This window comes from Rhodococcus opacus B4, assembly GCF_000010805.1.
Classification (GTDB): domain Bacteria; phylum Actinomycetota; class Actinomycetes; order Mycobacteriales; family Mycobacteriaceae; genus Rhodococcus_F; species Rhodococcus_F opacus_C.
Window position 1 is genome coordinate 934,054 of the sequence record NC_012522.1, and the last position, 26,665, is coordinate 960,718.

Here is a 26,665-nt window from a genome sequence, read left to right on the forward strand (position 1 = left end):
TCAGCCGCCGAGGGTGATCCTCGCGACGAGGCCACGGTGATCCGAGCCCGTCAGCACCACCGATTCCACGGACTGCGCCTGCGCGTCGCTCGTGACGATGTGATCGATCGCGATCATCGGCGGAAACGGCTGCCGGTCGGCGGGATACGTGTTCTGAATTCCGGCGCCGACCTGGTCGGCGGCATCACGGTAGCGTCCGGTCACGAGGTTGCGGTACTTCACGTGGTCGCGGGTGGAGTTGAAGTCGCCACTGACGATCACCGGTCCCGAGTCGGCGGGAATCGTATCGAGAATCGCTGCGATGCGGTCCATTTCGCGCGACCACAGCGACGGATCCGACGGCCACGGCGGGACCGGGTGGAACGCGTAGAGTGCGGTGCTCGCACCGTCCGGGAGTTCCACCCGGGCCGACAGCGCGGACAGCACGAACTCCGAGTGGTGGACCTTGTCGGCCAGCGGGTACCGGCTCCAGATGCCGGTTCCCTCACCGCCGCCGCCGGGCATGAGGAACGAGAACGGCAGGGTCGCGTCGAGCCCCGCGGCCCCCAGCCTGTCGACGGCCTCCGGGGTCAGCTCGTTGACGGTGAGCACGTCGACGTCGCGATCCCGGATCTGCCGGACGAGGGAGTCGGCGTCCGCGTTGCCGAGCCAGATGTTGGCCTGCATCACCGTCAGTTCCGGCCCGGACGCCGACGCCGAATTCGCCACGTACAACGGACCCTGCGACAGGGTGGCCACCGCGGCCACGGTCAGTGCGACGCCGAACCCGATCCAGTGCCGGGTGATTCCCAGCAGCAGCACCCCGACCGCGGCAGCCGCCATGAGGTAGGGCGCCGCGGACGCCAGCACGAGCAGACGCTGGTTCTGGACGTCGAGGAATCGCAGCACTACACCGAACACTCCGACGAGTACTGCGAGCCACCCGAGGGCGATCAGTGCCCGCACCCCCCAGGCGGCGATCACTCCCCGAAGACTCTCTCCACCACAGCCTTGGCCCGCCGGGTCACCCGCAGGTAGTGATCGAGGAACTCGCCGGCGTCGCCGCCACCCCAGCCGGCGATCTGCGCGACCGCGGACAGGACGCGTCCCGACCCGGGCAGCTGATCGGTGGCCTTGCCGCGGACGAGGACGAGGCAGTTGCGTGCCTTCGTCGCCGTGATCCACGCGTCGCGTAGCAGTTCGACGTCGGACTCGCTGAGCAATTCGGCGGCACCGATCGCATCGAGCGTCTCGAGTGTCGACGTGTTGTGCAGCGACTCGATCTCGTGGGCGTGCCGGAGCTGGATCAGCTGGACGGTCCATTCGATGTCGGCGAGACCGCCGCGCCCGAGCTTGGTGTGGGTCGCGGGGTCGGCGCCGCGCGGCAGCCGCTCGGAGTCGACGCGCGCCTTGATGCGCCGGATCTCGCGGACCGCCTGATCCGACACCCCGCCCTCCGGGTAGCGGGTCTTGTCGATCATGTGCAGGAAGCGCAGACCCAGGTCGGCGTCGCCGGCCACGTGGTGGGCGCGGAGCAGCGCCTGGATCTCCCAGGCCTGCGCCCACTGCGCGTAGTAAGCCTCGTAGGACGCCAGCGTGCGCACCATCGGGCCGCTGCGACCCTCCGGCCGCAGGCCGGTGTCCACCTCGAGCGGCGGGTCGGTGCTCGGCGCGCCGAGCAGGGTCCGCACCTTGTCGCCGATGCTGTTGGCCCACTTGACGGCAACGGTCTCGTCGATCCCTTCGCGCGGCTCGCACACGAACAGGACGTCCGCGTCCGAACCGTAGCCGAGTTCGCCGCCGCCGAGCCGGCCCATCCCGATCACCGTGAACGTCGCGGGAGCGGGCGTGCCGAGTTCCTTCTCGCTCGCCTTGATCACGGCGGCGAGGGCGGCGTTGAGCACGGCCGCCCACACGGACGACAGCGCCTTGCACACGCCCGGCACGTCGAGCATGCCGAGGATGTCCGCGGACGCGATGCGGGCCAGCTCGTAGCGGCGCAGGGAGCGCGCGGCCGCGATCGCGCGGGCCGGGTCCTCGTGCCGTGCGGACGCCGTCAGGATGCCGCGGGCGACGTCCTCCGGCTTCGACTCCAGCAGCCGCGGCCCGGCCGGTGAATCGGCGAACAGCCGCACCACGTCCGGTGCCTTGATCAGCAGATCGGGGACGTACGCCGACGACCCGAGCACCGTCATCAGCCGCTCGGCGACCAAGGCCTCGTCGCGCAGCAGCCGGAGGAACCAGGTCTGATCGGTCATCGCGTCCGACAGTCGCCGGTACGCGAGCAGGCCCGCATCGGGATCCGGTGTGTCGGCGAGCGATTCGAGCAGGGTCGGCAACAGCAGCGCCTGGATGCGGCCCTTGCGGGACGCACCGCTGGTGAGTGCGGTGAGGTGGCCGAGCGCGTTCTCGGGGGCGGTGTAGCCCAGCGCCGCGAGCTGGCGGATGGCCGCGTCCGGGCTCAGCCGCAGCGCTTCCTTGTCGATGCGCGCCACCGATTCGAGCAGCGGCCGGTAGAACAGTTTCGCGTGCAGGCGCCGCACCCGGTGCGCGTTGCGCTTGATCTCTGCGTTGAGGACGCCGAGCGCGTCCTTGCTGCCGTCGGGCCGCATGTGCGCGGCACGGGCCAGCCAGCGCAGCGCTTCCTCGTCGTCGGCGGGCGGCAGGGTGTGCGTGCGGCGCAGCTTCTGCAACTGCAGCCGGTGCTCGAGCAATCGCAGGAACTCGTAGGACGCCGCCAGATTCGCGGCGTCGTCGCGGCCCACGTAGCCGCGGGCGGCAAGTGCGGTGAGAGCGTCGATGGTGCTCTGGACGTGCAGCGCCTCGTCGGCACGGCCGTGCACGAGTTGCAGGAGCTGGACGGCGAACTCGACGTCGCGCAGACTGCCGCGACCCAGTTTCAGTTCCCGCTCGCGCAGTTCCGGCGGAACCATCTCCTCCACCCGGCGGCGCATCGCCTGCACCTCGGGAACGAAGTCCTCGCGCTCGGAGGCGGTCCAGACCATCGGGTTGAGGGCATCGGAGTACTGCTGTCCGAGCGCGGCGTCGCCGATCATCGGGCGGGCCTTGAGCAGGGCCTGGAACTCCCAGGTCTTGGCCCAGCGCTTGTAGTACGCGACGTGGGATTCGAGGGTGCGGACGAGTTCCCCGCGCTTGCCCTCCGGCCGCAGCGCGGCGTCCACGTCGAAGAAGGCCGAGGACCCGATGCGCATCATCTCGCCCGCGATGCGGCTGGCGATCGCGTCGGCGGGTTCGGCGACGAAGACCACGTCGACGTCGCTGACGTAATTGAGTTCGCGCGCACCGCATTTGCCCATGGCGATGACAGCCAGCCGCACGGGGCACGGGGCGTCCGGGCACACGGCAGCGACGGCCACCGCGAGGGCGGCGTCCAGTGCGGCATCCGCCAGATCGGACAGCTGATGTCCCACGGTCTGGTACGGCAGTACCGGTTCGTTCTCGACGGTCGCCGCGAGATCGACGGCGGCGAGCAGCATCAGTTCGTCGCGATACGTCTTGCGCAGGGCGGCGATGGCTTCGGGCCCGGTGACCTTCGCCCGGTACAGGCGGGCGTCCGGGTGGGCACCCTCTTCGGGTTCGGCGCCGACCGCCGCCATCATCGTGGCGGTCGCCTCGTCCTTCGACGGCAGGCGGACGTCGCCGGCGAGGATCTTCCAGGACGCGGGATCCGCGACCAGGTGGTCGCCGAATGCGCTGGACGCACCGAACAGCCCGAACAACCGGCCGCGCAGGCCTTTGTCGGTACGCAGCGCGGCGTCGAGTTCGGCCCAGCTCTCGCCGAGCCCTTCCTTCAGGCGCACCAGGGTGCGGAGGGCGAGGTCGGCGTTCGCGGCCCGCGACAGCGACCACAGCAGTTCGATGCTGTCCTCACCGACCCAGCCCAGCTCGCGGAGTTCGGACGGAGCGGTCGGCTCGACGAGACCCAGACGACCCGGACCGGGAACGGCAGAACGCGCTGCCGGAGGCTTCACCATGCTCTTGCTCACAACCCCAGATACGTCTTGAGTTCGAACGGCGTCACGTGGCTCCGGTACTCCTCCCACTCACGCCGCTTGTTGCGCAGGAAGAAGTCGAACACGTGCTCACCGAGGGCCTCGGCCACCAACTCCGACTTCTCCATCTCGCGCAGTGCGCCGTCGAGGTTGCCGGGGAGCTCGCGGTAGCCCATGGCGCGGCGCTCGGCCGACGTCAGCGCCCACACGTCGTCCTCCGCCTCGGGAGGAAGTTCGTAGCCCTTCTCGATTCCGCGCAGTCCCGCGGCGAGAAGCACCGCGAACGTCAGGTACGGGTTGCAGGCCGAATCGGGGCTGCGGATCTCGACGCGGCGCGACGACGCCTTGTTCGGCGTGTACATCGGGACGCGGACCAGCGCCGACCGGTTCGACGGACCCCAGGACGCCGCGGTCGGGGCCTCGCCGCCGTGGATCAGGCGCTTGTAGGAGTTCACCCACTGGTTGGTGACGGCGCTGATCTCGTTGGCATGCTCGAGGATGCCGGCGATGAACGCCTTGCCGGTCTCCGACAGCTGCATCGGATCATCCGGGTTGTGGAAGGCGTTGGTGTCGCCCTCGAACAGGCTCATGTGGGTGTGCATCGCCGAGCCGGCCTGATCGCTGAACGGCTTGGGCATGAACGTGGCGCGCACACCCTCGGCGATCGCGACCTCCTTGACGACGTACCGGAACGTCATCACGTTGTCGGCCATCGACAGGGCGTCCGCGTACCGCAGGTCGATCTCCTGCTGGCCGGGAGCCGCCTCGTGGTGGCTGAACTCGACGGAGATGCCCATCGACTCGAGCGCGTCGATCGCGTGCCGGCGGAAGTTGGGCGCGGAGTCGTGCACCGCCTGGTCGAAGTAGCCGCCGGAGTCGGCGGGCTTCGGCGGGGTGCCGTCGATCGGCCCGTTCTCGAGCAGGAAGAACTCGATCTCGGGATGCACGTAGCAGCTGAAACCCAGATCGCTGGCCTTGTTCAGCTGACGGCGCAGCACGTGCCGCGAATCCGCCCAGGACGGCGAGCCGTCGGGCATCGCGATGTCGCAGAACATGCGGGCGGAGTGCTGATGTCCCTTGCTCGAACTCCACGGCAGCACCTGGAAGGTGGAGGCGTCCGGCTTCGCGACCGTGTCCGCCTCGGACACCCGGGAGAAGCCCTCGATCGCGGATCCGTCGAAGCCGATCCCTTCCTCGAAGGCACCTTCCAGTTCCGCGGGGGCGATCGCCACCGATTTCAGGTATCCGAGAACGTCCGTGAACCACAATCGGACGAACCGAATGTCGCGCTCTTCGAGGGTGCGAAGCACGAATTCCTTTTGGCGATCCATGTCCGCGAGAGTAAGCAAAGTTCGTTAAATCTGTGTTACTTCGTTGATTCGACTGTTCCGGAATTCGTATCGGGCCAGCGTGCGGGCACCTCGGCCGATCCCGTCACACGCGCGGGTCAGCACATCAGGTCGGCGGGCGGCACCGTGAGGTCGACGAGATAGTCGGTGACGGCGTCGTCGACGCACGCCTCGCCGTCGAGGACGACGGTGTGCTGGGTGCCCCGGTACGAGACGAGCGAGCCGTTCATCTGCTTCGCCAGATCCACACCCGCCTGGTACGGCGTCGCCGGGTCCTCGGTCGTCGACACGACGACGACCGGCGGGATCCCCGGCGCGGACACGGTGTGCGGCGCGCCCGTGTTCGGCGCGGGCCAGAACGCGCAGACGTCCAGCGGCGCGTTGCCGGTACCGCGACCGTCGTCGAGGAACGGCGCCGCCTGCCGGTACCGCACGTCCGCCTCCCCCACGACCGCACGGTCGGTGACGGGCGGATCGTCCATGCAGCGGATGGAATTGAACGCGTCGTTGAGGTTGGAATACGTACCGTCGTCGGCGCGCCCCTCGTACAGGTCCGCCAGCATCAGCAGCGAATCACCGGTCCCCGTCCGCAGGCTCTCCAGCCCGCCGCGGAGCGGTCCCCAGAGGTTCGGCGAATACAGCGCCTGCTGGACGCCGGTGATCGCGTCGGTGTAGCTGAGTCCGCGCGGGTCGGTGGTCGCGGCGGGCTTGCCGATCAGCGGGTCGACGAGCGCCCGGAACCTGGCGTTCGCCTGCGCCGGGTCGGTGCCGAGCGGGCAGTCCGGCTGCTGCATGCATTCGGCGGCGAACGCGTCGAACGCGGACTGGAACCCGGCGGCCTGCAGGATCACTTCCTCCGTCGGATCCTGCTCGGGGTCGAGGGCGCCGTCGAGGACCATCGCGCGCACATTGCCCGGGAACGTCTCCGCGTACGTCGAGCCGAGCCGGGTGCCGTAGGAGTAGCCGAGGTAGTTCAGCTTCTCGTCGCCGAGCACCGCCCGGATGACGTCCATGTCGCGCACCACGTCGTTCGTTCCGACGTGCCCGAGGACGTCGACACCGGTTCGCTGCGCGCACTTGTCCGCGTACTCGCGATTCTCGGCTTCGGTCCGCGCGATCCCCGCGGGACTCATGTCGACGTCGTCGTCCTTGCGTCTCGCGTCCACTTCCTCCGGAGTCAGACAGGTCACCTGCGGGGTGGACGCGCCGACGCCGCGCGGATCGAAACCGATGACGTCGAACCGCTCGGCGATGGCGGTGCCGTCCGCCACGGACGCCAGCCCGATACCCGACGCCCCGGGGCCGCCCGGGTTCACGAGCAGCGATCCGATCTTGTCCCCGGTCGCCTTCGAGCGGGAGACGGCGATCTGCGCGGTCGCACCTGCGGGATTCGCGTAGTCGTTCGGAACCGTCACCTCGGCGCAGTCGACCGTGTCCCCGAGCGGGGACCCGTCCGTGCTGAACCCGTCGCACGAGCCCCACTGCACCTGCTGCGTGTAGTACTCCTCGAGCCCGGCGGGGATCGGTCCGGCCGGGGCGGCGTCGGCCGCCGACGGTTCGGCGACGGCCTCACCGGTACCCTGCCCGCCCCCGGCACAGCCTGCGACGACAAGGACGACGGCGACGCACCCCGCGAACGCGGCCGGTACCCGAGCACTCTTCGACATAGGACGATCGTGCCAGGGGTTCCGCGCCCGAGGGCCTTCCCGCAGGTCAGCGGCGGGTCCGCGGGTGTGACCCATTGCACCCGCGCGAGCCCTTCGCTCGCCCGCCCGCCGGTGGCAGACTGTAGGCGTCATCACCCGCACCCGGGGACCCGTCAAGGGCCTCGAGGCCAGAAAGGGACAACGATGTCCGATAGCAAGTCGTCCGCGAGCACGTCAGAAGATCGGCTCTACGGATCAGCACCATCGCACGACGTTCCCAAGCGCAAGACCCGGATCCACCACCTGCAGGCCATGAAGGCCGAGGGCGAACGCTGGTCGATGCTCACCGCCTACGACTACTCCAGCGCCCGCATCTTCGAAGAGGCCGGAATTCCGGTCCTCCTGGTCGGCGACTCGGCCGCCAACGTCGTCTACGGGTACGAGACCACCGTTCCCGTCACGATCGACGAACTCCTCCCCCTCGTGCGCGGCGTCGTCCGCGGCGCTCCGCACGCGCTCGTTGTCGCGGACCTGCCGTTCGGCAGCTACGAAAGCTCCCCGGAGCAGGCCCTCGCGTCCGCGACCCGGTTCATGAAGGAGGGGCTGGCCCACGCGGTCAAGCTCGAGGGCGGCGAGCGCGTCGCACCGCAGATCGCCGCGATCACCGCGGCGGGCATCCCCGTCATGGCCCACGTGGGGTTCACCCCGCAGAGCGTCAACTCGCTCGGCGGTTTCCGCGTCCAGGGCCGCGGCGACGCCTCCGAGCAACTGGTCGCCGACGCGATCGCCGTGCAGGAGGCCGGCGCGTTCTCCGTCGTCATGGAGATGGTGCCCGCCGAGATCGCGGGCCAGGTCACGCGCAAGCTCACCATCCCCACAGTGGGCATCGGAGCGGGCGCCGAGTGCGACGCCCAGGTCCTCGTGTGGCAGGACATGGCCGGTTACACCAGCGGCAAGACGGCGAAGTTCGTCAAGCGCTTCGGTAACGTCGGTGACGAGTTGCGCACCGCGGCCGCCGCCTACGCGGCCGAAGTGCGCACCGGAACGTTTCCGGCGGAAGAGCACAGCTTCTAGGTCGTCCTCGACTCACCGGGCCGGCACACACTCGAGGGGGATGTTCATGGGACAGCGACGCGTGCACGGTCTCGGACGTCGTCACCGCCTGGTCGCAGCTGCGGCCGGGACGGTGGCGGCTGCGGCACTGGTCGCGGGGTGCGCCGGACAGGGCCCCGCCCCCGCGCCCGGCACCACCGCGCCCCCGCCGCCGGCCACCACGGTTCCCGGCACCGCCCTGGTGCCCGGCGCGGTGACCGAGGCTCAGGCCGCCCAGCTCTGCACCGACCTCGAGGGTCAGCTGCAGAGCTGGCGCACCTACACCCCGACTATCGGGAAGACCGGGTTGAACGGCCTGGTCGGCACGTGGATCGCGCAGAACAACCTCAATGCGCTCGACTTCCTGCAGGACCGGTCCCGGATCGACGTCATCACGACGGCGGCCTGCCCCGACATCCGGCAGCAGGCGATCACCGCGCTGGAGATCCCCGATCTGGCGTCCGGCCTGATCGGGTTCTGAGGCCGGCATGACCGCATTGCGCACCCTGTACCCGCCGCTCGAGCCGTACCAGTTCGGGCACCTCGACGTCGGCGACGGTCAGCAGATGTACTGGGAGCAGAGTGGCAACCCCGACGGGAAGCCGGTCGTGTTCCTCCACGGCGGCCCAGGCGGCGGCACCGACCCCGCGCAACGCCAGTTCTTCGACCCGCAGGTGTACCGGATCGTGCTGCTCGACCAGCGCGGGTGCGGGCGTTCCACACCGCACGTCGCCGACGGGGCCGATCTGTCGGTCAACACCACCGACCGACTTCTCGCCGACATCGAGATGCTGCGCGAGCATCTCGGCATCGACCGGTGGCAGGTCTTCGGCGGGTCGTGGGGCTCCACCCTGGCACTCGCCTATGCCCAGAAGCACCCCCACCGGGTCACCGAACTGGTGCTGCGCGGCATTTTCCTGCTGCGCCGCAGCGAGATCGACTGGTACTACAACGGCGGTGCCGGACGCCTGTTCCCCGAATTGTGGGAAAAGTTCCTGGCGCCGGTGCCGGAGTCGGAGCGGGGCGGGGATCTCGTCGAGGCGTATCACCGGCTCCTGCACTCCGACGACGCGGACGTCGCGACGCGGGCCGCGGTCGCGTGGTCCACGTGGGAGGGCGCGACGAGTTCGCTGCTCCCCAAACCGGAACGGGTGGTGGAGACGTCCCAGCCGAGGTTCGCGCTCGCCTTCGCCCGCATCGAGAACCACTACTTCCACCACCGCGGATTCCTGGACGAGGGCCAGCTGCTGCGGGATGCGGCCGCGCTGGACGGCCTTCCGGGCGTGATCGTGCAGGGCCGGTACGACGTGGTGTGCCCCGCGGCCAGCGCGTGGGCGTTGCACCGGGCGTGGCCGGGTTCCCGGCTCGAGGTCGTCGACGACGCGGGACACTCCGCGATGGAACCGGGCATCGTCCACCACCTGATCGAGGCCACGGACCGCTTCCGCGCCTGACGCATTAAGCGGGATAACCGAATTCGACGGTCCGCTTCGCGACGTCGGCGGAGACGAGCCTGATCTTCACCTGCTCGCCCTCGGCGGGGTCGCCCACGCATTTGGCCATCACGGACACCGACGGAACGAACACGTCCGCGGTGCGTTTACCGTTCCGTGACCGCAGCACGGTCGCGTCGAACGTCTCCCCCACCCGATCGGCGAGCACGGTCGCCTCGGTGAGGTCGATGCAGGCCCGGTCGATCTTGCTCGCGAGGGTATCCGAGCCGCCCATGATCTCGGGCATCGATCCCAGGGCGTCCCGGGCCCAGGACGGCACCGGGGTTCCGGCGGACACGGCCAGGCACACCTCCGTGGAGTAGCGGTCCGAGAGCCGGCGCAGCGGCGCGGTCACGTGCGCGTAGGGGGCGCCGATGGCGGCGTGTGCGGTCAGTTCCGGCAGGGCGCCGTCGAACGCGGCGTAGTCGGCGCCCCGCAGCAGCGACGGCGCCTCGGTCATCAGCACCAGCGTCGACGCCGAATTCGGGTCCAGCCGCGCCAGGAGTGCACCGACGCCGACGCTCTCGGGCCAATCGATTCCCAGCGCCGCCGCCGTGCGCCGCAGCGCCCCGACCGCGTCCGGACCGGCAGACGGCAGCGTGCGGAGCAACCCGACCTTCGCGTCGAGCATCATGGCGGCCGCGCACATTCCGGTCAGCAGCGAGACCTCGGCGTTCCAGTCGTCGGCCTCGGTTCGGGGCGCGAGGTCGACGCGCCAGGTGTCGCCGTCCGGCACCACTTCCTGCTCGGGGAGCCGGAGTTCGATCGCGCCGCGCGCCACCGCCGCGGCCGTGCGGAGCCGGCCGAACTCGGGCAACGACGCAATGGACGGATGCAGTCGTCCCGCTTCCGCGTCGGCCTGCACACCGGCGTAGTCGAGTCGGGCCACGGACCGCACCGTGGCACGGGACACGGTGCAGGACAGCGGTTCGGCCGACTCGTCGAGTTCGATCCGCCACAACACCGCCGGGCGGTTCTCGCCCGGAAGAAGGCTTGCGGATCCCTCCGAGAGTTCCTTGGGGTGCAGCGGCACCTTGCCGTCGGGGAGGTAGAACGTCTGCCCGCGTTTGCGGGTCTCCACGTCGAGCACCCCACCGGGCTCCACGACGGCGCCGACGTCCGCGATCGCGTAGTGCAGGACGAACCCGCCGGCTGCCCGCTCCAGGTGCAACGCCTGGTCGAGGTCCATCGAATCGGGCGGATCGATGGTGACGAACGCCAGATCGGTGCGGTCCTGCCGTTCGGCTGCGTACCGGTCGGACGCCGTCCGCGCCTGCGCGACCGCGGCGGGCGGATACCCGTCCGGCAGATGAAACTCTGTGCGCACGGTGCCGAAATCGATTCCGCGCGTGACGAAACGACTCATCGGCACCTCCCGCACACCCTCTCCGTGTCGCTAGTTGTTCCACTCCTCGTCGGCCCGGTCCGCCGCCTTGTTCCGCTCCGCGGCGATCTGCAGCGCCTTCTCCGCCGACGCCCGGTCGGGATACGGGCCCATCCGCGACATCGACGACGCCGCCTTCCCCTGCGTGACGGTGCCGTCCTCGACGTTGTAGTACCAGAGGTGATCTTCGTCAGTCATGCCCTCAGTGTGGCACCGGTGGGACGTGTGGGGTTGTGGATCACGCTCAGACTGTTACCCTCGGAGTCCTGTCCGGTGATACGGTCCCCGGCGCCGGTCAGTGCGGTGCCGATGGCTCGTTCTTCCCGTGCGCAGTGCCCGAACAGAGAATGGAGCGAGCATGTCGACGATCATTTTTGATCAGCTACTTCCCTACCTCGGTGCCGAAGGCGCCTCCTACTGGGCCCAACTGCTGATGGTCGATCCCGTCTGACGGTTGTCGATCAGTCGATACCCCGAAACCCCCGCCGGACACATCCCGGCGGGGGTTTCGTCGCATCGGGGGCAGGCACCCCGCAACCCATTCGTGACACTTCGCCCTGCCCAGCGGACCCCACGTCTCTAGGCTGACGTGATGGGAGTGAATCCGGAGATCGAGGGTCGTGTCTACCCGCCGACCGAGCCCTACCTCGTCGGCCGCGAGAAGATCAGGGAATTCGCCCGCGCCGTCTTCGCCACCAACCCGACGTCGTTCGACGTCGACAGTGCCCGCGCCGCCGGTCACGCCGATCTCGTTGCCCCGCCCACGTTTCCCGTCATCGTGCAGGAGCGGGCACTCGCGCAACTGGTCGCCGATCCGACGACGGGGATCGAGCCGGTCAATCTGGTGCACAGCACCGAGCACGCCACGTCCCACCGCCCCGTCGTCGCGGGCGACGAACTCTCCGCCGTGCTTACCGTCACGCACGTGACCTCGCGCGGCCCGCACACCCTGCTCGTCGCCGACATCGAGATCCACGACGCCACAGGCGATCACGTGAGCACGATGACGTCGACGCTGTTCGTCAGGGGGGAGGAATGACGTCTCCGCGACGAATTCTGCTCGGCGACACCGTCGCCAAGGCCCGATATCACGTGACCCGGGAATCGCTGGTCCGCTACGCCGGGGCGTCCGGCGACTTCAACTCCATTCACTACCGGGACGACGTCGCCGACGCGGTGGGCCTGCCCGGTGTGCTGGCGCACGGCATGCTCACGCTGGGACTGGCGACGCAGTGCGTCGTCGACTGGCTCGGCGACCCCGCACTGGTCACCGGGTACCGCGCTCGCTTCACCAAGCCGGTGATCGTCGACCCGGCCCAGGGTGCGGTGGTCGAGGTCGTCGCGAAGGCCGCGGAGGTCGACGAATCCGCGGGCAGCGCGAGGATCGACCTGACGGTCACATTCGACGGGCACACCGTGCTCGGTAAGTCGCAGGTCTGGATTTCGCTGCGCTGACGACGCCCGAAATACTGGTCCGATGATCGGTGTGGTGGTGACTGCGTTCGCGGTGCTCGGGCTTCTGACCGTCATTCCGGGTCCGGACATGGCGGTGGTGACCCGCGCCGGACTGTCCGGCGGGCGCAGCGCCGCGTTGCGAGCCACGTTCGGCGTGGTCGCCGGGTTGATGGTGTGGGGCGCTCTGACCGTCGTCGGGCTCGGAGCCGTGCTCGCCGCCTCCGCGGAGGCGTACACCGTCGTGAAGATCGTCGGCGGAATGTACCTCGTGTACCTGGGGCTCTCCACCCTCTGGCGCAGCCGGACGCGGCCCCGCCCCGCCCGCACCGCGCCCGCGCCGGTTCCGTCTTCGGGGTCGAGTTGGCGGGCCGGGTTCCTCACCAACCTCCTCAACCCCAAGATCGCGGTGTTCTACACCGGCCTGCTCCCCCAGCTCGTTCCGCCCGGCTGGCCGACCGCCCCGAGCCTGGCCCTGCTGGTGCTGGTGCACGGACTGCTCGGGATCGTCTGGCTCGGCGCGTACAGCATCCTGCTGACCCGCGCGCGCACCACGCTGGAGAAGCCGTCGGTGCGGAAGGTCCTCGACCGGATCACCGGGACCGTTCTCTTCAGCTTCGGCGCCGTGGTCGTCGCCGAGGCGCGTTAGGGGCGAGGTCAGCGCGGGGAGTCGCTGGAACTCGCCGCGCTGCCGCCGAGCAGGATCGTGCTGATCAGGTTCGGGTCGTCGGTCATCGGGACGTGCCCGATGCCGGGCAGGATCAGGATCCGCGCCTGCGGGAACACTCTGCGCACCCGGCGCGCCTGATACACGGGCAGAACCAGGTCTCGCCGCCCCCACGCCACGGTGACAGGAACTGTCGCGTCGACGACCGGCGGGAGGTCGAACGAGGCCGTCATCCCCTTGTCGACCAGGGCATTCGTGGCCAGCGACTGCGCGTCTACCACGGCGTCCTCGTAGCGCACCCGACTGGGCCGCGCGAAGAAGGCGGCGAGTGAGGGATAGCGGACGGCTCGGTATCGCAACGCCTTCGGAAGGTTCGGGCCCAGCGCCCGGGTGACTCCGCGCAGAGCCCGGAACGTGTACATGGTGCGGGCCTGATCGGCGTGATTGACGAAGAAACCGGCCGGTGACAGGGCGGTGGCCGACGCGACCTCGCCGCGGGCGGCGAGAGCGAGCGAGAGCCAGCCGCCGAGCGAGTTCCCGGCAATGTGCGGCCGTTCCCCGGCGGGCGTCACGGAGCGGACGAACCCGCTCAGTTCCTCGACCAGTTGGTCCATCGTGTCCGCGCCGTCTTCGAGCGCGGACGATTCGCCGTGGCCGGGAAGGTCGACGGTGACCACCCGGCGGTACGGTGTCAGCTGGTCGAGCAGGACGTTCCAGGCCTGCCTGCGATGCACGATTCCGTGCACGAGTACCAGGGTGGGGCCGGAGCCGGCGATGTCGTGAGGCAAGTCCATGGGCAGATGTTACCGCTATTACGAGTAACATCTACCGTTCCCGACATGGTCGGCGAGGGGCCCCATCGCCCACGGACGTGGACGACGGGCCCCGGCATCGACCCCGATTCGGGTCAGTCGGGCCGATGCGGGAAAAACACTAACCGGTCTGTTTGTTACTCGCCAGTCAGGGCCGTGACCTGGTCTCCAGCCACATGCCGACGGATCCCGCAGCAGTAATGAGGCGGACGAGTTGGCGTGTAAGCCGGATCCTGTCCCCGAGCGCCGAAGCGCCGGGTGGCGACCATCCATCTGGGCACACCGTCGCCGGGTACCTCGAGCGGTTCACCCGCAGGCTCGGGCGAGCAGCCCTCGAACACCTGCGCAGCCGCACCGGGTCCCGGAGGATCCGATGCGGCCTTCAACCTTGCTCCGGGCGGGGTTTACCTAGCCACCCCGGTCACCCGGGGTGCTGGTGCGCTCTTACCGCACCGTTTCACCCTGACCGGCACCGCACCCCGGAGGATGCGGCGCCGGCGGTCTGTTTTCTGTGGCACTGTCCCGCGAGTCACCTCGGGTTGCCGTTAACAACCGCCCTGCTCTGTGGAGTCCGGACTTTCCTCGACCCGGGGCCTGCGCACTGATGTGCCGGTTCCCCGTGCCGCGGCCGCCCGGCCAACTCGTCCGCCCGATCAGCCTACAGTTCGTGCGAACGTGTCGTGCCGCCGCACTATGGTCTGAGCATGACCCGATACGCCGCCCTCCTGCGCGGTATCAACGTGGGCGGCATCAACATCAAGATGGCCGACCTCCGCAGCACCTTCGCCGAGCTGGGATTCGAGAACGTGAAGACCGTCCTCGCGTCGGGCAACGTGCTCTTCGATGCCGACCGTGACGACGTCCCCGCCCTGAAGAGTGAGATCGAATCCGCGCTGCGCGCCGACTTCCATTACGAAGCCTGGGTTTTCGTCCTCGACCTCGACACCATCCGGAAGATCGTCGACGACTACCCGTTCGACCCGGAGCGAGAAGGCTGGCACCCGTACGTGCTGGTCACCCCCGACCCCGAGGTCCTGGACTCGCTGCTGCGGATCCGGGACGACCTCGACCCGGAGGTCGAACGAATCCAGGCCGGTGCCGGTGTCCTGTACTGGGAGGTCGAGCGGGGCATGACATTGAAGAGCACGTTCGGCAAGAGCACCGGCTCCGCCAAGCTGAAGGCCTCCACCACCACCCGGAACCTGCGCACCCTCGTCAAGCTCCTGAAGTGAGTCGCCGGTGACCGTTCTCGCGGTGGCGCTCGTCGCCGCGGTCCTCGTCTTCGCGGTCGTGCGTCCCCGCAAGCTTCCCGAGATCGTCGCGGCCGCACCGGCCGCCGTCGTCGTCCTCGCGACCGGGCTGGTGACACCGTCGCAGGCCCGGGACGAAGTGACCGAAATGGCCCCGACCGTCGGGTTCCTCGCCGCGATCCTCGTTCTCGCGCACCTCGCCGACGCGATGGGTGTGTTCACCTGGATCGCGGCCCGGCTGCGGCGCGGGGCACGCGGAGATCCGAAGAGGTTGCTGACGCTCGTGTTCGGAGCCGCGGCACTCACGACCGCGGTGCTGAGCCTCGACGCGACGGTCGTGCTGCTGACGCCCGCCGTGATCGCGACGGCCCGCTCGCTGCGGATGGATCCGCGGCCGCATTCGTACGCCAGCGCTCACCTGTCGAACACGGCGTCGACCTTGCTACCGGTCTCCAATCTCACCAACCTCATCGCGTTCTCGGCGACCGGGCTGACCTTCCTGCATTTCACCGTCGTCATGGCGCTGCCCTGGGCGGTGGCGATTTTCGTCGAACTGATCCTGTTCCGGATCTTCTTCCGCCGCCACCTGGTTCCCCCCGACGCCGAACCGGAACCGGCCCGCGATCCACCCGCACCGACCGTCGCGCTGACGATCATCGCCGCAACACTCCTGGGTTTCGCGGTGTCCGGCTTCGCAGGGGTCGCGCCGGCGTGGGTGGCGGCGGCGGGGGCGATCGTGCTGGGCGTCGTCGCGCTCCGCGACGGCCGGACCGATTTCGGCCGCATCCTGTACGCGGTCGACGTGTGGTTCTGCGCGTTCGTGCTGGTGCTCGGCGTCGTCGTCGCCGGCGTCGCGAACGGTCCGATCGGCGACTGGATCGCTGCGCGGCTGCCGACCGACACCTCGTTCGCGGCGCTGCTGGCGATGGCCGTCGTCGCGGCGGTCGCCGCGAATCTGGTGAACAACCTGCCCGCCACGCTGCTCCTGCTGGCGGCGCTCGGACCTCACCCCCCGACGGCCCTCGTCCTGGCGATGCTGCTCGGGGTGAACCTCGGCCCCAACCTCACCTACGTGGGGTCGCTCGCGATCATGCTGTGGCGGCGGGTGGCCGCGCGAGCCGGATCGCCCGCGGATCTGTGGACCTTCACGATTCTCGCGCTGGTCACCACGCCGCTCACCTTGCTCGCGGCGGTCGTTGCCCTCTGGGCCTGTGAGTACTTCTCAACCGCGGGCGGTTAACAAGTACTCACAGGTGGGAGGTGTCGTTGACCAGCCGAACGGACGAGCCGCCGTCCGGGTAGAACTCGGCGATGCTCAGCGACGCCAGATCCAGGTGCAGCCGGTACAGCAGCGAGGGTCCCGCGTCGAGCGCCAGTTGCAGCAGGGTCTTGATGGGGGTCACGTGCGTGACGACGAGGATAGTGGAGCCGGCGTAGCTGGCGGTGAGGTCGTCGCGGACCTTTACGATCCGCTCGCGGACCTCGTCGAAGCTCTCCCCCGCCGGCGGTCGCACCGACGTGTCCGACAACCACTTGCGGTGCAGTTCGGGGTCGCGATCGGCGGCCTCCCTGAACGTGAGGCCCTCCCACTCGCCGAAGTCGGTTTCGGTGAGGCCCTCGTGCACGGTGACCGGGAGCCCGAGCGCCTTCGCAGCCGCCGCGGCGGTCTGCTGCGCGCGCCTCAGCGGTGACGACACCACGGCCGCGATGCCGTCGTTGCCCGCGAAACGCGAGGCCGCGCCGTTCGCCTGGGCCAGCCCGATCTCGGTGAGAGCCGGGTTCCCGCGGCCCGAGTACCGCCGGTCGACGGACAGCACGGTCTGCCCGTGCCGGAGCAGCAGCATCCGGGTCGGGGCGCCCGTCGTGTCCATCCAGCCCGGCGCCGCGGGGGTGGACTTGTCCGACTGAACGGCGGCCGGTTCCGGTTCGGCTCCGGACAGGCCGGCGGCACCGTCCATGGCCTCGTTGGCGAGGCGGTCGGCGTGCGCGTTCTCGGCCCGTGGGATCCAGGTGTACGTCACAGAGTTGAACTGCCGGGCGAGTTCCGACGCCCGGCGCTGCAGCGGAATCATGTCCGGGTGCTTGACCTTCCAGCGTCCCGACATCTGCTCGACCACCAGTTTGGAGTCCATCCGCACATCCACCCCGGACGCACCGACTTCGGCGGCGGCCTCGAGCCCGGCGATCAGGCCCCGGTATTCGGCGACGTTGTTCGTGACGGTCCCGAGGCTTTCCTTGCGCTCGGCCAGAACCGCGCCGTCGGCGGCGGCGAACACCACGGTGCCGTAGCCCGCGGGCCCGGGATTGCCGCGCGACCCGCCGTCGGCCTCGACGACGACCCGACCGACACTCACAGACCCGACTCCTTGGTGCGCACCAGGATCGCGCCGCACTCGGAGCAGCGCACGACGACGTCGGGTGCGGTGCCGGTGATGCGAGAGATTTCGCCGCGGTCCAGTTCGATGCGGCACGCACCGCAGCGGCGGGCCTGCAGCAGTGCCGCGCCGACGCCGTTCTGGCTGCGCTGCTTCTCGTAGACGGTGATCAGGTCGGCGGGGAACTGTTCGGCGAGCGCCGCCCGGTCCCGGGTGCAGCGCTGCTCCGCGGCGTCCAGGTCGGCGACGGCGTCGTCGCGGCGGCGGGACGCGTCGATGAGGTCTTCCTCGATCTGCGACAGCTGTGCACCGGCGTGGTCGTGGTCGGACTGCGACGCCTCGCGTCGCTCCATCACCTCGAGCAGTTCGTCCTCGAGCAGTCCCTGCCTGCGGACGAGGCTGCCGAGTTCGTGTTCGAGTTCGGTGAGCTGCTTCGATCCGACCGTGCCGCTCTCGAGCAGCTTGCGGTCGCGGTCCTCACGCTGGCGGACGGCGTCGACCTCGCCTTCGAGCTTGCGGATGTCGCGATCGAGATCGTCGAGGATGATCTCCACGGCCACGGCCGCGTCCTTCCGGGTGACACGCTCCGCCTCGAGCCGCTCGACTTCCTGACGCTCCGGGAGCGCGGTGCGTCGGTGGGCGATCCTCGACAGCTCCGCATCGACGCCGGCGAGGTCGAGAAGCTTGGACTGCACCTGTGGTTCGACGTTCACGCGTGGTAACTCCTGCTGTCTTCTGTGAAGGGTTCTTCTGCGGCCGATTGCTGGGTGTCAACCGTACCCCGGCGCATCACGGGTTTCGGCCGGACGGCGCTACGGCGACGGCGCGCTGACCGACCACGGATCGGTGCGCACCGCCGACACCCGCACCTGCCACTCCGGTGTGTGCGCGAACGCGGTGTCGAGCACGCCCTTCGCCTGTTCGCACCACGGTTGCTCGCTCGCCCAGTGCGCGACGTCGATCAGGGCCGGGCCTCCGGCGCGCAGGTGCTCGTCGGCCGGGTGGTGTCGCAGGTCGGCTGTGACGTACGCGTCCACACCGAGGCGGGCGACGGCGTCGAGGAACGAGTCGCCCGACCCACCGCACACGGCGACGGTGCGGATCACCGCTTCGGGGTCGCCCGCGGCCCGCACACCCCACGTGGTGGCGGGCAGCGCGTCCGCCACCCGGTCGGTGAACTCGCGCAGCGTCAGCGCTTCGGGTAGCTCGCCGACGCGTCCGAGTCCGTGGGGACCGGGGAACGTCGCCGTCTCGAACACGTCGAACGCGACCTCTTCGTACGGGTGGGCGGCGCGCATCGCGGTGAGCACCTTCTGCCGGATGCCGCGGGGGGCGATCACCTCGACCCGGCTCTCCTCGACCCGTTCGAGCGCCCCGACCGCGCCGAGTGTGGGCTTCGCGCCGTCGGTCGGCAGGAACTGGCCGTGCCCGGTGACGGACCAGCTGCAGTCGCGGTAGTTGCCGATCTGTCCGGCGCCGGCGTCGAACAGCGCGCGGCGCACCGTGTCGGCGTCGCCGGTGGGGACGAGGACCACCCATTTGTCGAGGTTCTCGGTGGGGTGCGGCTCGATCGGCCCGGTGACGGTGAGCCCGAGCGCCGCCGCCAGTGCGTCGGAGACGCCGGGGTCCGCGGAATCGGCGTTGGTGTGCGCGGTGAACAGGGCGCACCCGGCCTTGATCAGCTTGTGGACGAGCGCACCCTTGGGAGTGTGGGCGCCGACGGTGTCGACTCCGCGGAGCAGCAGCGGATGGTGGACGAGGAGCAGGTCGGCGCCGGCGGCGATGGCCTCGTCGACGACCGCGGCGGTCGGATCGACCGCGACCGTCACCGTCGCCACCGTGTCGCCCGGGTCGCCGCACACGAGTCCGACGGAGTCCCACGATTCGGCGAGTGCGGGCGGGTAGGCCGCGTCCAGGGTTGCGATCACGTCGGCGAGACGCACCGGGTTCACAGGATCTCCTTCATCGCGTCGATCAGCACGGTGGTCTGCTCCGCGGGGCGCACCGCGATGCGGAGGAAGTCCGGACCGAGTCCGGGGAACGTGTCGCAGCGGCGTACGGCGATGCCCCGTTCCCGCAGGTGCTTGCGCATCAGTTCGCCGTCCGGCAGGCGGAGCAGCAGGAACGGCGCGGCGGCGGGCCGGTGCACCGCGACGCCGATCCCGGTCAGCCGCCGGATCATGTCGTCGCGCCACTCACCCAGCACGACGGCGTGGTCGCGGGCGGCGGCGACGGCGTGCGGTTCGCTGCACGCGGCGATCGCCTCCACCTGCAGGCTGCCCACCGGCCAGTGCGCCCGTCCCACCTGCAGTCGTTCGAGGATCCCGAGGGCCCCGAGCGCGTACCCGCAGCGCAGACCCGCCAGCGCCCACGTCTTGGTGAGACTGCGGAGCACCAGCACGTCGGGCAGCGAGCGACCGGCCAGCGACTCGTCCTCGTCCGGGACCGCGTCCATGAACGCCTCGTCCACGACGACGATCCGGCCCGGGCGGCGCAGCCGCAGGATCGCCTCGGCGGGGTGCAGCACCGACGTCGGGTTGGTCGGGTTGCCGATCACCACCAGATCCGCCGATTCCGGGACCGTCGCGGAGTCCAGGACGTACGGGTCGTCGAGCAGGACGTGTGTGACGGGAACCTGCGCCTCCCGCAGCGCCCACTCCGGTTCGGTGAACGACGGGTGGATCAGGGCCGCCTCCCGGACTCCGAGCCGTGGCAGCAGGGAGAACCCCTCGGCGCCGCCGGCGAGCAGCAGCACCTCCTCGGGTGTCCGGCCGTGCCGGGACGCCACCGCGGTCCGGGCCGCGCGATCGGCCGCGACCGTGGGGTACGTGCCCAGGTGCGCCAGCGCGTCGGCGAGGCGGTGGCGCAGCCAGTCCGGTGGTCCGTCGCCCTGCACGTTGACTGCGAAATCGAGGAGTCCGGGCCCTGCATCCACGTCTCCGTGGTGACGCAGGCTCTCCCGGCTACCGGCACGAATGTCCACGATTGTCGAGCCTAAGGGACAATGGTCCGGTGACGTCTCTCTCCACCTCCCCCTCTGCCCTGTCGGCCCCGATCGTGCTGTTCGACCTCGACGGCACGCTGACCGACTCCGCGCCCGGCATCCACGCCGGCTTCCGCCATGCGCTCGCGACGATCGGTCAGCCGGAACCGACCGACGAGATGATCGACGCCGTCATCGGCCCGCCGATGATCGACACGTTCCGGTCGATGGGGCTGGGCGAAGACCTCGTGCAGCAGGCGATCGCGGCCTACTTCGAACGCTACGACCGTGTGGGGTGGGCGGAGAACGCCGTTTTCGACGGCATCGAGAAGGTGCTCGTCGCCGCCCGTGACAGCGGTAGACGACTCGCCGTGGCGACGTCGAAGTCCGAACGGTTCGCGATCCGCATCCTCGAACACTTCGAACTCGCGCACTACTTCGAGTTCATCGGCGGGGCCAGCGACGACGGCAGTCGCCGCGCCAAGTCGGATGTGATCGCCCACTCGCTGCGAAACCTGGGGGTCATCGCCACCGAGGGCGAGACCGCCGACGTCCTGATGATCGGCGACCGCGACCACGACGTCCTCGGCGCCGCGCACTGGGGCATCCCCGCGGTGTTCGTCGAGTGGGGTTACGGGTTCCCCGCCGAGGCCGAGCGTGCGCACACGACGGCGCAGACCGTCGCCGAGCTCGGGAAGCTGCTCGATGACGCGGCCTGACACCCCGCTGCACGTGACGTTCGTGTGCACCGGCAACATCTGCCGCTCCCCGATGGCCGAGAAGATCTTCGCCGAGCACCTCCGGCGGGAGGCCCTCGATCACCGGGTGATGGTGAGCAGCGCCGGGACCCACGGCTGGCACGTGGGCCGTGAGGCCGACATCCGCACCAACGAGACCCTGAAACTGAACGGCTATCCGACGGGCCACACGGCCGCGGAGGTCGGGCCGTTCCACCTCGGTGCCGATCTGGTGGTCGCTCTCGCGGCCAACCACGACCGTGAGCTTGCCCACATGGGTGTGCCCGACGAGCGCCGCCGGCTGCTGCGCAGTTTCGACCCGGACGCAGACACGTCGTCCGTCCCCGACCCGTTCTACGGGGACCTCGAGGACTTCGAACGGGTCCGCCTCCAGATCGAGGCCGCGGTGCCCGGGCTGCTCGACTGGGTGCGCAGCCGGTAACCCACGATCAGGGTCCCGACCTGCGAGCGGCTACCGTGGAGGCGTGCGAAGGCTGAGATTTCTGTTGCGACCCGGCTGGTTGGTGTTGGCCTTGGTGGTCGCCGGATTCGCCTTCATGTGTTTCTACGTTCTCGCGCCGTGGCAGCTCGGCAAGAACACGTCCACGGAGCACCGGAACCAGCTGATCGCCGACTCGGTCGACGCCGAACCCGTCCCGCTGGAGACCCTGCTGTCCGGAGCCGCGGCGAATCCGGACGACGAGTGGCGCCGCGTCACCGCGACCGGGTCGTACGTGCAGAACAGTGATCTGCTGGTCCGGTTGCGGTCCATCGAATCGCAGCCCGCGTACGAGGTCGTGACCCCGCTGCAACTGACCGACGGTCGCACGATCCTGGTCAACCGCGGCTACGTGCGCCCGATCCAGGGAACCGAGGCGCCGCCGGTGGATCCGCCGCCGTCCGGGCCGGTGACCCTCGACGGTCGCGTCCGCAAGTCCGAGGGCACCATCGCAGGCAAGGAACCGATCGACGAGAACGGGCTCCGGCAGGTGTACTACATCGACGCGGGCCAGATCGGCGGTTTCATCGGCACCGGCCTCGTCGACGCGTACATACAACTCGAACCCGATCAGCCCGGTGGTCTGGGCACCATTCCGCTCCCGCAGCTCGACGCCGGCCCGTACCTGTCGTACGGATTGCAGTGGCTGGCGTTCGGCATCATGGCCCCGCTCGGCCTGGCGTACTTCATCCGCGCGGAGTGGCGGGAGCGCCGCAAGGAGAAGTCCGCGCAAGCCTCCGACGACGCCGCCCCCGCTCCCGCTCCCGTGGCGCGGAAGAAGCCGTTCACCCGCAATAAGCCGGTGGAATCAGCGCCGAGGACGGCGGCGGAGGCGAAGCTGGCCGACCGCTACGGCAAGGGCCGCTGACACCAGCACCGCACCCGCCTGGACCGCGGTCGACAGCCGCACCGCACGGTCGAGATCGACGGGCCGGGGTGACGGACCGGATCCGAGCACGGGTCGCATCTCGACGCCGTGCGCGTATTCGGTGCGCCCGCCCAGCGAGATCCCGAGCGCGCCCGCGGCGCAGGCCTCTGCGACGCCGGCGTTGGGGCTGGGGTGCCGGGACGCGTCGCGCCGCCACGCCGCCCATGCCTCCTTCGGCGACCCACCGACCGTCGGCGCGGCCCCGACGGACAGCGCACCCGTGAGGCGGGCGGGAAGCAGGTTGAGGACGTCGTCCCACCGTGCCGCGGCCCATCCGAAGTTGCGGTACTTCGGCGAGCGGTAACCGACCATCGCGTCCAGGGTGTTGGACGCCCGGTAGACGAACAGTCCAGGGACGCCGGCCACCGCGCCCCACAGGACGGCGCCGACCGCGGAATCGGAGGTGTTCTCAGCCACCGACTCCAGCGTCGCCCGGGTGAGCCCGTCGACGCCGAGCACGCTGGGGTCGCGACCGCACAGCGAGGGCAGCAGGGCGCGGGCGGCGGCGAGGTCATCCGCTTCGAGGTGCGCCGCCATGCTCGCCCCGGTCCGCCCGAGGGACGTTCCGCCGAGCACCGCCCACGTCGCGGCGGCCGTCCAGGCCGCCTCGCCCGCCCATCCCCCGCGCCGGGCCACCCGGTCCGCGACGACCCCCAGACCGGCCGCTCCACCGACCAGGACGGCAACGTGCAGGATTCCGGCCGACCGGGAGTCACGGTACGTCACCTTCTCCAATGCCATTGCGGTGCGGCCGAATCCGGCCACGGGGTGCCATCGGGCGGGGTCGGCGAACGCGCGGTCGGCGGCGAAACCGAGAAGCAGGCCTGCGGCGCGCGCCGTGGCGGGACGGGAGGTTCGATGCACGCCGCTATTTGTATCAACTAACGTTGCAGGCGATGTAAAGGAGCGTCCCATGAGTGCCGCGATCGACGAGTACCTGGCAGGCAAGGACCCGGACGCCACCGAGCGCCTACTGCAGTTCCGTGACCTCGTTCTGGCGTGCGGCGAGGTGGACGAGCGCGTCCACCGGACCGAGATCGCGTGGGCTCGTGCCCGCGTCTTCGCTGCCGCGTTCATCTATTCGTCGCGGCTCGAGATCGCACTCGACCTGCGCCGGCGCGTCCATCATCCGCAACTGCGGGAGGCGTTTCCCACCACGAAGACGGTGATCACACACAGGTTGACGATCACGTCCGGCGATCAACTCGACGACACACTGGCCGCGCTCCTCGCGGAGGCCTACGACACGGTGGGTCCGGGCACGCGCACCCGGTAGAGGCTGCCCGACCGGAGGGGTAAACGGTCCGGTCGGAATGTCTGATTCCTGAAACTCTGCTGAGGATCTCGCCAAGCGCCCTTTCGTGCGCCTACCATGGTAAATGCCGCCTCGTTCCCCCCATTCAGGGGCGGCGCACGGCCCCGCCCTGCTCACATCTTCGGTGCTGACTCAACACACCCACGTGGCCCGGCGGGGTTCCGCGCGTCCGGTGAGAATTTCTGTCAGGCATTGGAATCGCCGACTCCGGCTGGGACTATCGAAGGGTGTCCAGCGACGTGTCGAAGCTCGGCGACGACGAACTGCTCGCGCTTCTCGGCGAGCACCGAGCACTGCTCGGCGAGTCGATCGCGAACGATTACGGCTGCGGAACGGTGCGTACCGTCACCAGCCGGATCGCCGAACTCGAGGCCGAACTCGATCGCCGCGGATCGGCGGCCTCGCGGGACGGCACCTGAAATCCGTCCCAGCACCACGGGTCGAGAAGAGGATGTACGACGTGACCGAACCCGATCTGTCCACCCTCCGCGAGCGCGCCGAGAACGGTGACCCGACGGCGGTCGACATCCTGATCGAACTCGCCGGCGAGCGCGGCGACATGGACGAGCTGCGGCGCCTCGCCGAGAACGGGAGTTCCGACGCGGCCGACCAGCTCATCGAAGTGGCCACCGAACTCGGCGACCTCGACGAACTCCGCCGACTCGCCGACAGCGGAAACATCACCGCCGCCGAGCAGCTCGCGGAACTCACCGAGGAGTGAGACGAGAAAGCCCCGACGTGCGCGCGAACGCACATCGGGGCTCTGCCTGACGGTGGGCGCGGAGGGTTTCGAACCCCCGACCGCTGGTGTGTAAAACCAGAGCTCTACCACTGAGCTACACGCCCGAACATCCGGCGAGAACCTCGCCGGATGCGCATCAGGACTCTAGCGTGGCGAGCGCTTTCTCCCAAGCTCCCTGGTCACGGGCCTCTCCGGGCCCGTTCATCTCGGCGAACCGGATGACGCCTTCCTTGTCGATGACGAAGGTGCCGCGGTTCGCGAAGCCCAGCTTGTCGTTGAAGACGCCGTACTGCTGCGCGACCGCGCCGTGCGGCCAGAAGTCGGCGAGCAGCGGGAAGGTGTATCCCTGCTCTGCGGACCAGATCTTGTGGGTCGGCGACGCACCGACGGAGAGGGCGAGGATCGCCGTCTCGTCGTTCTCGAACTTCGGCAGTTCGTCGCGGACCTTGCAGAGCTCACCCTGACACGTTCCGGTGAACGCGAGGGGGTAGAACACGAGCAGGACGTTCTTCTTTCCGCGGTAGTCGGAAAGCGTCACTTCCTGGTTGTTCTGGTCCTTGAGGGTGAAATCGGGGGCGGTGGTGCCCACCTCGAGCGGCATGACGTGATTCCTTCGGTGAAGTGAACGGGAAAGGTGAGACTGCTCAGCGCTTGTTCGCGGGACGCGACTTCGGCTGAACCAGACGGCTTCCCGACCAGTCTCCGAGATTTGCCGCCGACGTCTGGGTGAGACCCGCTGTGGGTGCGGACTCGGCGATCTCGCTGGGCTCCACGTGACCGGGCTGGCCGGTCTTGGGGGTGAGGACCCACACGAATCCGTCGTCGGCCAGGGGCCCGATGGCATCCATGAGGGCGTCGACGAGGTCTCCGTCTTCGTCGCGCCACCACAGCAGCACGACGTCGATGACCTCGTCGGAATCCTCGTCCAGCAGTTCTCCACCGATGGTGTCCTCGACCGCGGCACGCAGGTCGTCGTCGGTGTCCTCGTCCCAGCCCAGTTCCTGTACCGCCATGTCGGCAGTGATCCCGAGTTTCTGAGCGTAGTTTTGGGCGTCCGCCGCGGCGACCACGGTGGGGTCCTCCTTTTGTTGACGGTGCTCGGGTACCCGAACACCTGCCGGATGAAGATCAATTAGGTGAAAGCGAACATGCTCGGACGCTTTCGCGCAAGCCGACCACGCGAATTTTTCTGAGAATGTAGTGATGCGCGGTCATCGTCCGAGCCTACGGTGCGGGAGTCACGATGTGGGGCAGGCTGCCCGAATCGAGTCGCTGAGCTCGTCTCCACGGCTCGCGAGAGTGTTCAGAATGTCTCCCCGCTGCCCGCTGTCGACGGCGGCCGCGAGTTCACGATAGTTGTCGGCGTAATCGGTGAGGAGTCCGGTCAGGTCGGGGGGAAGTGCGGGCGTCGCGGCGTTCGCGCCGTCCGCTGCCGACCGGAGTGCCGCCGCCGCGGCGCTCGCTTTCGCGCCGGTGTCCGCGGCCTCGGCGTTGGCGGCGTCGATGAACGTGTTGTAGGTGTCGATCGTCTCGCCGGCCCGGGTCACGAACATCGTGCACTGCTCCACGAGCGCCTCCCGCTCGTCCGCGGCCTTCTGCGAGGACGACGCGGCCACCGAGGAGGACGTCGCTTCGGCTGCGTACTCGGCGGCCTGGGAATCGTTCTGCTGCGCGGTCCCCTCGATCGCGCCGCCACATCCGGCGATGACGCCGGCACCGACGATCGCCGCCGCGGCAGCACTCAGCAGCCCCCAGCGGCGCGACGACGTGCGCATTCGTCTCCCCCATGTTTTCGACGACATCGATAAATTCAACATTCGCCCCCGGATCTGCGCAAACGCTACCGAAGAGTAACCCGAGCACAGTGTGCCGACCGCGCCGCAATGGGGAAAGATGAGGGTCGCGCCATATTCATAAAGGAGATGGATCGGGCCTAACAAGGCCGCGAT

General features: G+C 69.4%; 29 protein-coding genes, 1 tRNA gene and 1 other RNA gene. 14 read left to right on the top strand and 17 right to left on the bottom strand.

Annotated features, from left to right (window positions below):
• From ROP_RS04325 to ROP_RS04340, 4 genes are all read right to left on the bottom strand, one after another.
• A complete protein-coding gene (locus ROP_RS04325; RefSeq protein WP_012688130.1) occupies positions 1-963 on the bottom strand; it encodes an endonuclease/exonuclease/phosphatase family protein in 963 nt (320 codons plus the stop codon).
• Entirely contained in the window at positions 960-3,974 is a 3,015-nt protein-coding gene (locus tag ROP_RS04330; protein ID WP_043826251.1) for a bifunctional [glutamine synthetase] adenylyltransferase/[glutamine synthetase]-adenylyl-L-tyrosine phosphorylase, read from the bottom strand. The genes ROP_RS04325 and ROP_RS04330 overlap by 4 nt, the downstream gene beginning before the upstream one ends.
• 8 nt (positions 3,975-3,982) lie before the next feature.
• Entirely contained in the window at positions 3,983-5,323 is a 1,341-nt protein-coding gene (gene glnA / locus ROP_RS04335) for a type I glutamate--ammonia ligase (RefSeq protein WP_005247775.1), read from the bottom strand.
• Positions 5,324-5,439: 116 nt separating this feature from the next.
• The gene (locus tag ROP_RS04340; protein WP_012688132.1) at positions 5,440-7,008 is read right to left on the bottom strand and encodes an alpha/beta hydrolase; all 1,569 of its coding nucleotides are present in this window, start codon (positions 7,006-7,008) and stop codon (positions 5,440-5,442) included.
• Between the two features lie 183 nt (positions 7,009-7,191).
• Between ROP_RS04340 and panB the strand changes: the two genes are divergently transcribed.
• Genes panB through pip form a run of 3 tightly spaced genes read left to right on the top strand, consistent with a single transcriptional unit; the run spans position 7,192 to position 9,533 of the window.
• Positions 7,192-8,061 (top strand): 3-methyl-2-oxobutanoate hydroxymethyltransferase, encoded by an 870-nt coding sequence (panB, locus tag ROP_RS04345; protein WP_012688133.1) that lies wholly within the window; start codon positions 7,192-7,194, stop codon positions 8,059-8,061.
• Positions 8,062-8,101: 40 nt separating this feature from the next.
• Complete coding sequence (locus tag ROP_RS04350; RefSeq protein WP_043824211.1) at positions 8,102-8,560, top strand: hypothetical protein; 459 nt, start codon at positions 8,102-8,104, stop codon at positions 8,558-8,560.
• Positions 8,561-8,567: 7 nt separating this feature from the next.
• Positions 8,568-9,533 carry a prolyl aminopeptidase gene (gene pip / locus ROP_RS04355; RefSeq protein ID WP_012688135.1) on the top strand — a complete coding sequence of 322 codons (966 nt, stop codon included), beginning with the start codon at positions 8,568-8,570 and terminating at the stop codon, positions 9,531-9,533.
• Between the two features lie 4 nt (positions 9,534-9,537).
• Here pip and ROP_RS04360 read toward each other — a convergent pair whose 3' ends face one another.
• The gene (locus ROP_RS04360) at positions 9,538-10,938 is read right to left on the bottom strand and encodes an RNB domain-containing ribonuclease (RefSeq protein ID WP_012688136.1); all 1,401 of its coding nucleotides are present in this window, start codon (positions 10,936-10,938) and stop codon (positions 9,538-9,540) included.
• Positions 10,939-10,968: 30 nt separating this feature from the next.
• The gene (locus ROP_RS04365) at positions 10,969-11,154 is read right to left on the bottom strand and encodes a hypothetical protein (RefSeq protein ID WP_005254262.1); all 186 of its coding nucleotides are present in this window, start codon (positions 11,152-11,154) and stop codon (positions 10,969-10,971) included.
• A gap of 394 nt (positions 11,155-11,548) precedes the next feature.
• Here ROP_RS04365 and ROP_RS04375 point away from each other — a divergent pair, with 394 nt between their 5' ends.
• The 3 genes from ROP_RS04375 to ROP_RS04385 are packed head-to-tail and all read left to right on the top strand — an operon-like array spanning position 11,549 to position 13,057.
• Positions 11,549-11,995, top strand: coding sequence for an FAS1-like dehydratase domain-containing protein (locus ROP_RS04375; protein ID WP_043824214.1), 447 nt, complete (start codon positions 11,549-11,551; stop codon positions 11,993-11,995).
• Positions 11,992-12,411: a MaoC/PaaZ C-terminal domain-containing protein gene (locus tag ROP_RS04380; RefSeq protein WP_012688138.1), complete on the top strand. Its 420-nt coding sequence runs from the start codon at positions 11,992-11,994 to the stop codon at positions 12,409-12,411. Before ROP_RS04375 ends, ROP_RS04380 begins: the two co-directional genes overlap by 4 nt.
• Positions 12,412-12,433: 22 nt before the next feature.
• A complete protein-coding gene (locus ROP_RS04385) occupies positions 12,434-13,057 on the top strand; it encodes a LysE family translocator (protein WP_012688139.1) in 624 nt (207 codons plus the stop codon).
• Positions 13,058-13,065: 8 nt separating this feature from the next.
• Here the strand turns inward: ROP_RS04385 and ROP_RS04390 are convergent, their stop codons facing one another.
• Together ROP_RS04390 and rnpB are read right to left on the bottom strand one after the other, a co-directional pair.
• Positions 13,066-13,869, bottom strand: coding sequence for an alpha/beta fold hydrolase (locus ROP_RS04390; protein ID WP_012688140.1), 804 nt, complete (start codon positions 13,867-13,869; stop codon positions 13,066-13,068).
• A 224-nt stretch (positions 13,870-14,093) separates the two neighbouring features.
• Positions 14,094-14,531: RNase P RNA component class A (gene rnpB / locus ROP_RS40615), an RNA gene on the bottom strand.
• Between the two features lie 36 nt (positions 14,532-14,567).
• Here rnpB and ROP_RS04395 point away from each other — a divergent pair.
• Together ROP_RS04395 and ROP_RS04400 are read left to right on the top strand one after the other, a co-directional pair.
• Positions 14,568-15,119, top strand: a complete 552-nt coding sequence (locus tag ROP_RS04395) for a DUF1697 domain-containing protein (protein ID WP_012688141.1) — start codon at positions 14,568-14,570, stop codon at positions 15,117-15,119.
• Positions 15,120-15,126: 7 nt separating this feature from the next.
• Positions 15,127-16,377: an SLC13 family permease gene (locus ROP_RS04400; RefSeq protein WP_012688142.1), complete on the top strand. Its 1,251-nt coding sequence runs from the start codon at positions 15,127-15,129 to the stop codon at positions 16,375-16,377.
• 7 nt (positions 16,378-16,384) lie between these two features.
• Here ROP_RS04400 and ROP_RS04405 read toward each other — a convergent pair whose 3' ends face one another.
• The 4 genes from ROP_RS04405 to cobC all read right to left on the bottom strand — a co-directional run bounded on the left by ROP_RS04405 (position 16,385) and on the right by cobC (position 20,498).
• Positions 16,385-17,491: a bifunctional RNase H/acid phosphatase gene (locus ROP_RS04405; RefSeq protein ID WP_012688143.1), complete on the bottom strand. Its 1,107-nt coding sequence runs from the start codon at positions 17,489-17,491 to the stop codon at positions 16,385-16,387.
• Complete coding sequence (locus ROP_RS04410) at positions 17,488-18,225, bottom strand: zinc ribbon domain-containing protein (protein ID WP_012688144.1); 738 nt, start codon at positions 18,223-18,225, stop codon at positions 17,488-17,490. The genes ROP_RS04405 and ROP_RS04410 overlap by 4 nt, the downstream gene beginning before the upstream one ends.
• A gap of 99 nt (positions 18,226-18,324) precedes the next feature.
• Positions 18,325-19,464 (bottom strand): Nif3-like dinuclear metal center hexameric protein, encoded by a 1,140-nt coding sequence (locus tag ROP_RS04415; protein WP_012688145.1) that lies wholly within the window; start codon positions 19,462-19,464, stop codon positions 18,325-18,327.
• Complete coding sequence (gene cobC / locus ROP_RS04420) at positions 19,461-20,498, bottom strand: Rv2231c family pyridoxal phosphate-dependent protein CobC (protein WP_269454474.1); 1,038 nt, start codon at positions 20,496-20,498, stop codon at positions 19,461-19,463. Before cobC ends, ROP_RS04415 begins: the two co-directional genes overlap by 4 nt.
• A gap of 26 nt (positions 20,499-20,524) precedes the next feature.
• Here cobC and ROP_RS04425 point away from each other — a divergent pair, with 26 nt between their 5' ends.
• Genes ROP_RS04425 through ROP_RS04435 form a run of 3 tightly spaced genes read left to right on the top strand, consistent with a single transcriptional unit; the run spans position 20,525 to position 22,599 of the window.
• Entirely contained in the window at positions 20,525-21,214 is a 690-nt protein-coding gene (locus ROP_RS04425) for an HAD hydrolase-like protein (protein ID WP_012688147.1), read from the top strand.
• Positions 21,201-21,674, top strand: coding sequence for a low molecular weight protein-tyrosine-phosphatase (locus tag ROP_RS04430; RefSeq protein WP_012688148.1), 474 nt, complete (start codon positions 21,201-21,203; stop codon positions 21,672-21,674). Before ROP_RS04425 ends, ROP_RS04430 begins: the two co-directional genes overlap by 14 nt.
• Before the next feature lie 43 nt (positions 21,675-21,717).
• Positions 21,718-22,599 carry an SURF1 family cytochrome oxidase biogenesis protein gene (locus tag ROP_RS04435; protein ID WP_012688149.1) on the top strand — a complete coding sequence of 294 codons (882 nt, stop codon included), beginning with the start codon at positions 21,718-21,720 and terminating at the stop codon, positions 22,597-22,599.
• On the opposite strand, the gene ROP_RS04440 is transcribed toward ROP_RS04435, so the two are convergent.
• Entirely contained in the window at positions 22,540-23,523 is a 984-nt protein-coding gene (locus ROP_RS04440; RefSeq protein ID WP_012688150.1) for a cobalamin biosynthesis protein, read from the bottom strand. The two genes, ROP_RS04435 and ROP_RS04440, sit on opposite strands and share 60 nt — an antisense overlap.
• Positions 23,524-23,572: 49 nt before the next feature.
• Between ROP_RS04440 and ROP_RS04445 the strand changes: the two genes are divergently transcribed.
• From ROP_RS04445 to ROP_RS04455, 3 genes are all read left to right on the top strand, one after another.
• Positions 23,573-23,935 carry a DUF5655 domain-containing protein gene (locus ROP_RS04445; RefSeq protein ID WP_012688151.1) on the top strand — a complete coding sequence of 121 codons (363 nt, stop codon included), beginning with the start codon at positions 23,573-23,575 and terminating at the stop codon, positions 23,933-23,935.
• 266 nt (positions 23,936-24,201) lie between these two features.
• Entirely contained in the window at positions 24,202-24,393 is a 192-nt protein-coding gene (locus tag ROP_RS04450; RefSeq protein WP_012688152.1) for a hypothetical protein, read from the top strand.
• Positions 24,394-24,425: 32 nt separating this feature from the next.
• Complete coding sequence (locus ROP_RS04455; RefSeq protein ID WP_012688153.1) at positions 24,426-24,695, top strand: hypothetical protein; 270 nt, start codon at positions 24,426-24,428, stop codon at positions 24,693-24,695.
• 53 nt (positions 24,696-24,748) lie between these two features.
• Here the strand turns inward: ROP_RS04455 and ROP_RS04460 are convergent.
• The 4 genes from ROP_RS04460 to ROP_RS04475 form a co-directional block, all read right to left on the bottom strand.
• Positions 24,749-24,820 (bottom strand) — tRNA-Val (locus ROP_RS04460).
• Between the two features lie 32 nt (positions 24,821-24,852).
• Positions 24,853-25,317 carry a peroxiredoxin gene (locus ROP_RS04465; protein ID WP_012688154.1) on the bottom strand — a complete coding sequence of 155 codons (465 nt, stop codon included), beginning with the start codon at positions 25,315-25,317 and terminating at the stop codon, positions 24,853-24,855.
• 43 nt (positions 25,318-25,360) lie between these two features.
• A complete protein-coding gene (locus ROP_RS04470; RefSeq protein WP_012688155.1) occupies positions 25,361-25,786 on the bottom strand; it encodes a DUF3052 domain-containing protein in 426 nt (141 codons plus the stop codon).
• A gap of 168 nt (positions 25,787-25,954) precedes the next feature.
• The gene (locus tag ROP_RS04475) at positions 25,955-26,491 is read right to left on the bottom strand and encodes a hypothetical protein (RefSeq protein ID WP_012688156.1); all 537 of its coding nucleotides are present in this window, start codon (positions 26,489-26,491) and stop codon (positions 25,955-25,957) included.
• Between the last annotated feature and the right edge of the window lie 174 nt (positions 26,492-26,665).

Excerpts from the sequence above, each read along its gene's own strand:
- ROP_RS04385 (WP_012688139.1), top strand. The coding sequence starts at position 12,434 with ATGATCGGTGTGGTGGTGACTGCGTTCGCGGTGCTCGGGCTTCTGACC.
- glnA (WP_005247775.1), bottom strand. The coding sequence starts at position 5,323 with ATGGATCGCCAAAAGGAATTCGTGCTTCGCACCCTCGAAGAGCGCGAC.
- ROP_RS04350 (WP_043824211.1), top strand. The coding sequence starts at position 8,102 with ATGTTCATGGGACAGCGACGCGTGCACGGTCTCGGACGTCGTCACCGC.
- pip (WP_012688135.1), top strand. The coding sequence starts at position 8,568 with ATGACCGCATTGCGCACCCTGTACCCGCCGCTCGAGCCGTACCAGTTC.
- ROP_RS04360 (WP_012688136.1), bottom strand. The coding sequence starts at position 10,938 with ATGAGTCGTTTCGTCACGCGCGGAATCGATTTCGGCACCGTGCGCACA.
- ROP_RS04475 (WP_012688156.1), bottom strand. The coding sequence starts at position 26,491 with ATGCGCACGTCGTCGCGCCGCTGGGGGCTGCTGAGTGCTGCCGCGGCG.
- ROP_RS04365 (WP_005254262.1), bottom strand. The coding sequence starts at position 11,154 with ATGACTGACGAAGATCACCTCTGGTACTACAACGTCGAGGACGGCACC.
- ROP_RS04465 (WP_012688154.1), bottom strand. The coding sequence starts at position 25,317 with ATGCCGCTCGAGGTGGGCACCACCGCCCCCGATTTCACCCTCAAGGAC.
- ROP_RS04375 (WP_043824214.1), top strand. The coding sequence starts at position 11,549 with ATGGGAGTGAATCCGGAGATCGAGGGTCGTGTCTACCCGCCGACCGAG.
- ROP_RS04340 (WP_012688132.1), bottom strand. The coding sequence starts at position 7,008 with ATGTCGAAGAGTGCTCGGGTACCGGCCGCGTTCGCGGGGTGCGTCGCC.
- ROP_RS04455 (WP_012688153.1), top strand. The coding sequence starts at position 24,426 with ATGTACGACGTGACCGAACCCGATCTGTCCACCCTCCGCGAGCGCGCC.
- ROP_RS04380 (WP_012688138.1), top strand. The coding sequence starts at position 11,992 with ATGACGTCTCCGCGACGAATTCTGCTCGGCGACACCGTCGCCAAGGCC.
- ROP_RS04330 (WP_043826251.1), bottom strand. The coding sequence starts at position 3,974 with ATGGTGAAGCCTCCGGCAGCGCGTTCTGCCGTTCCCGGTCCGGGTCGT.
- panB (WP_012688133.1), top strand. The coding sequence starts at position 7,192 with ATGTCCGATAGCAAGTCGTCCGCGAGCACGTCAGAAGATCGGCTCTAC.
- ROP_RS04430 (WP_012688148.1), top strand. The coding sequence starts at position 21,201 with ATGACGCGGCCTGACACCCCGCTGCACGTGACGTTCGTGTGCACCGGC.
- ROP_RS04390 (WP_012688140.1), bottom strand. The coding sequence starts at position 13,869 with ATGGACTTGCCTCACGACATCGCCGGCTCCGGCCCCACCCTGGTACTC.
- ROP_RS04445 (WP_012688151.1), top strand. The coding sequence starts at position 23,573 with ATGAGTGCCGCGATCGACGAGTACCTGGCAGGCAAGGACCCGGACGCC.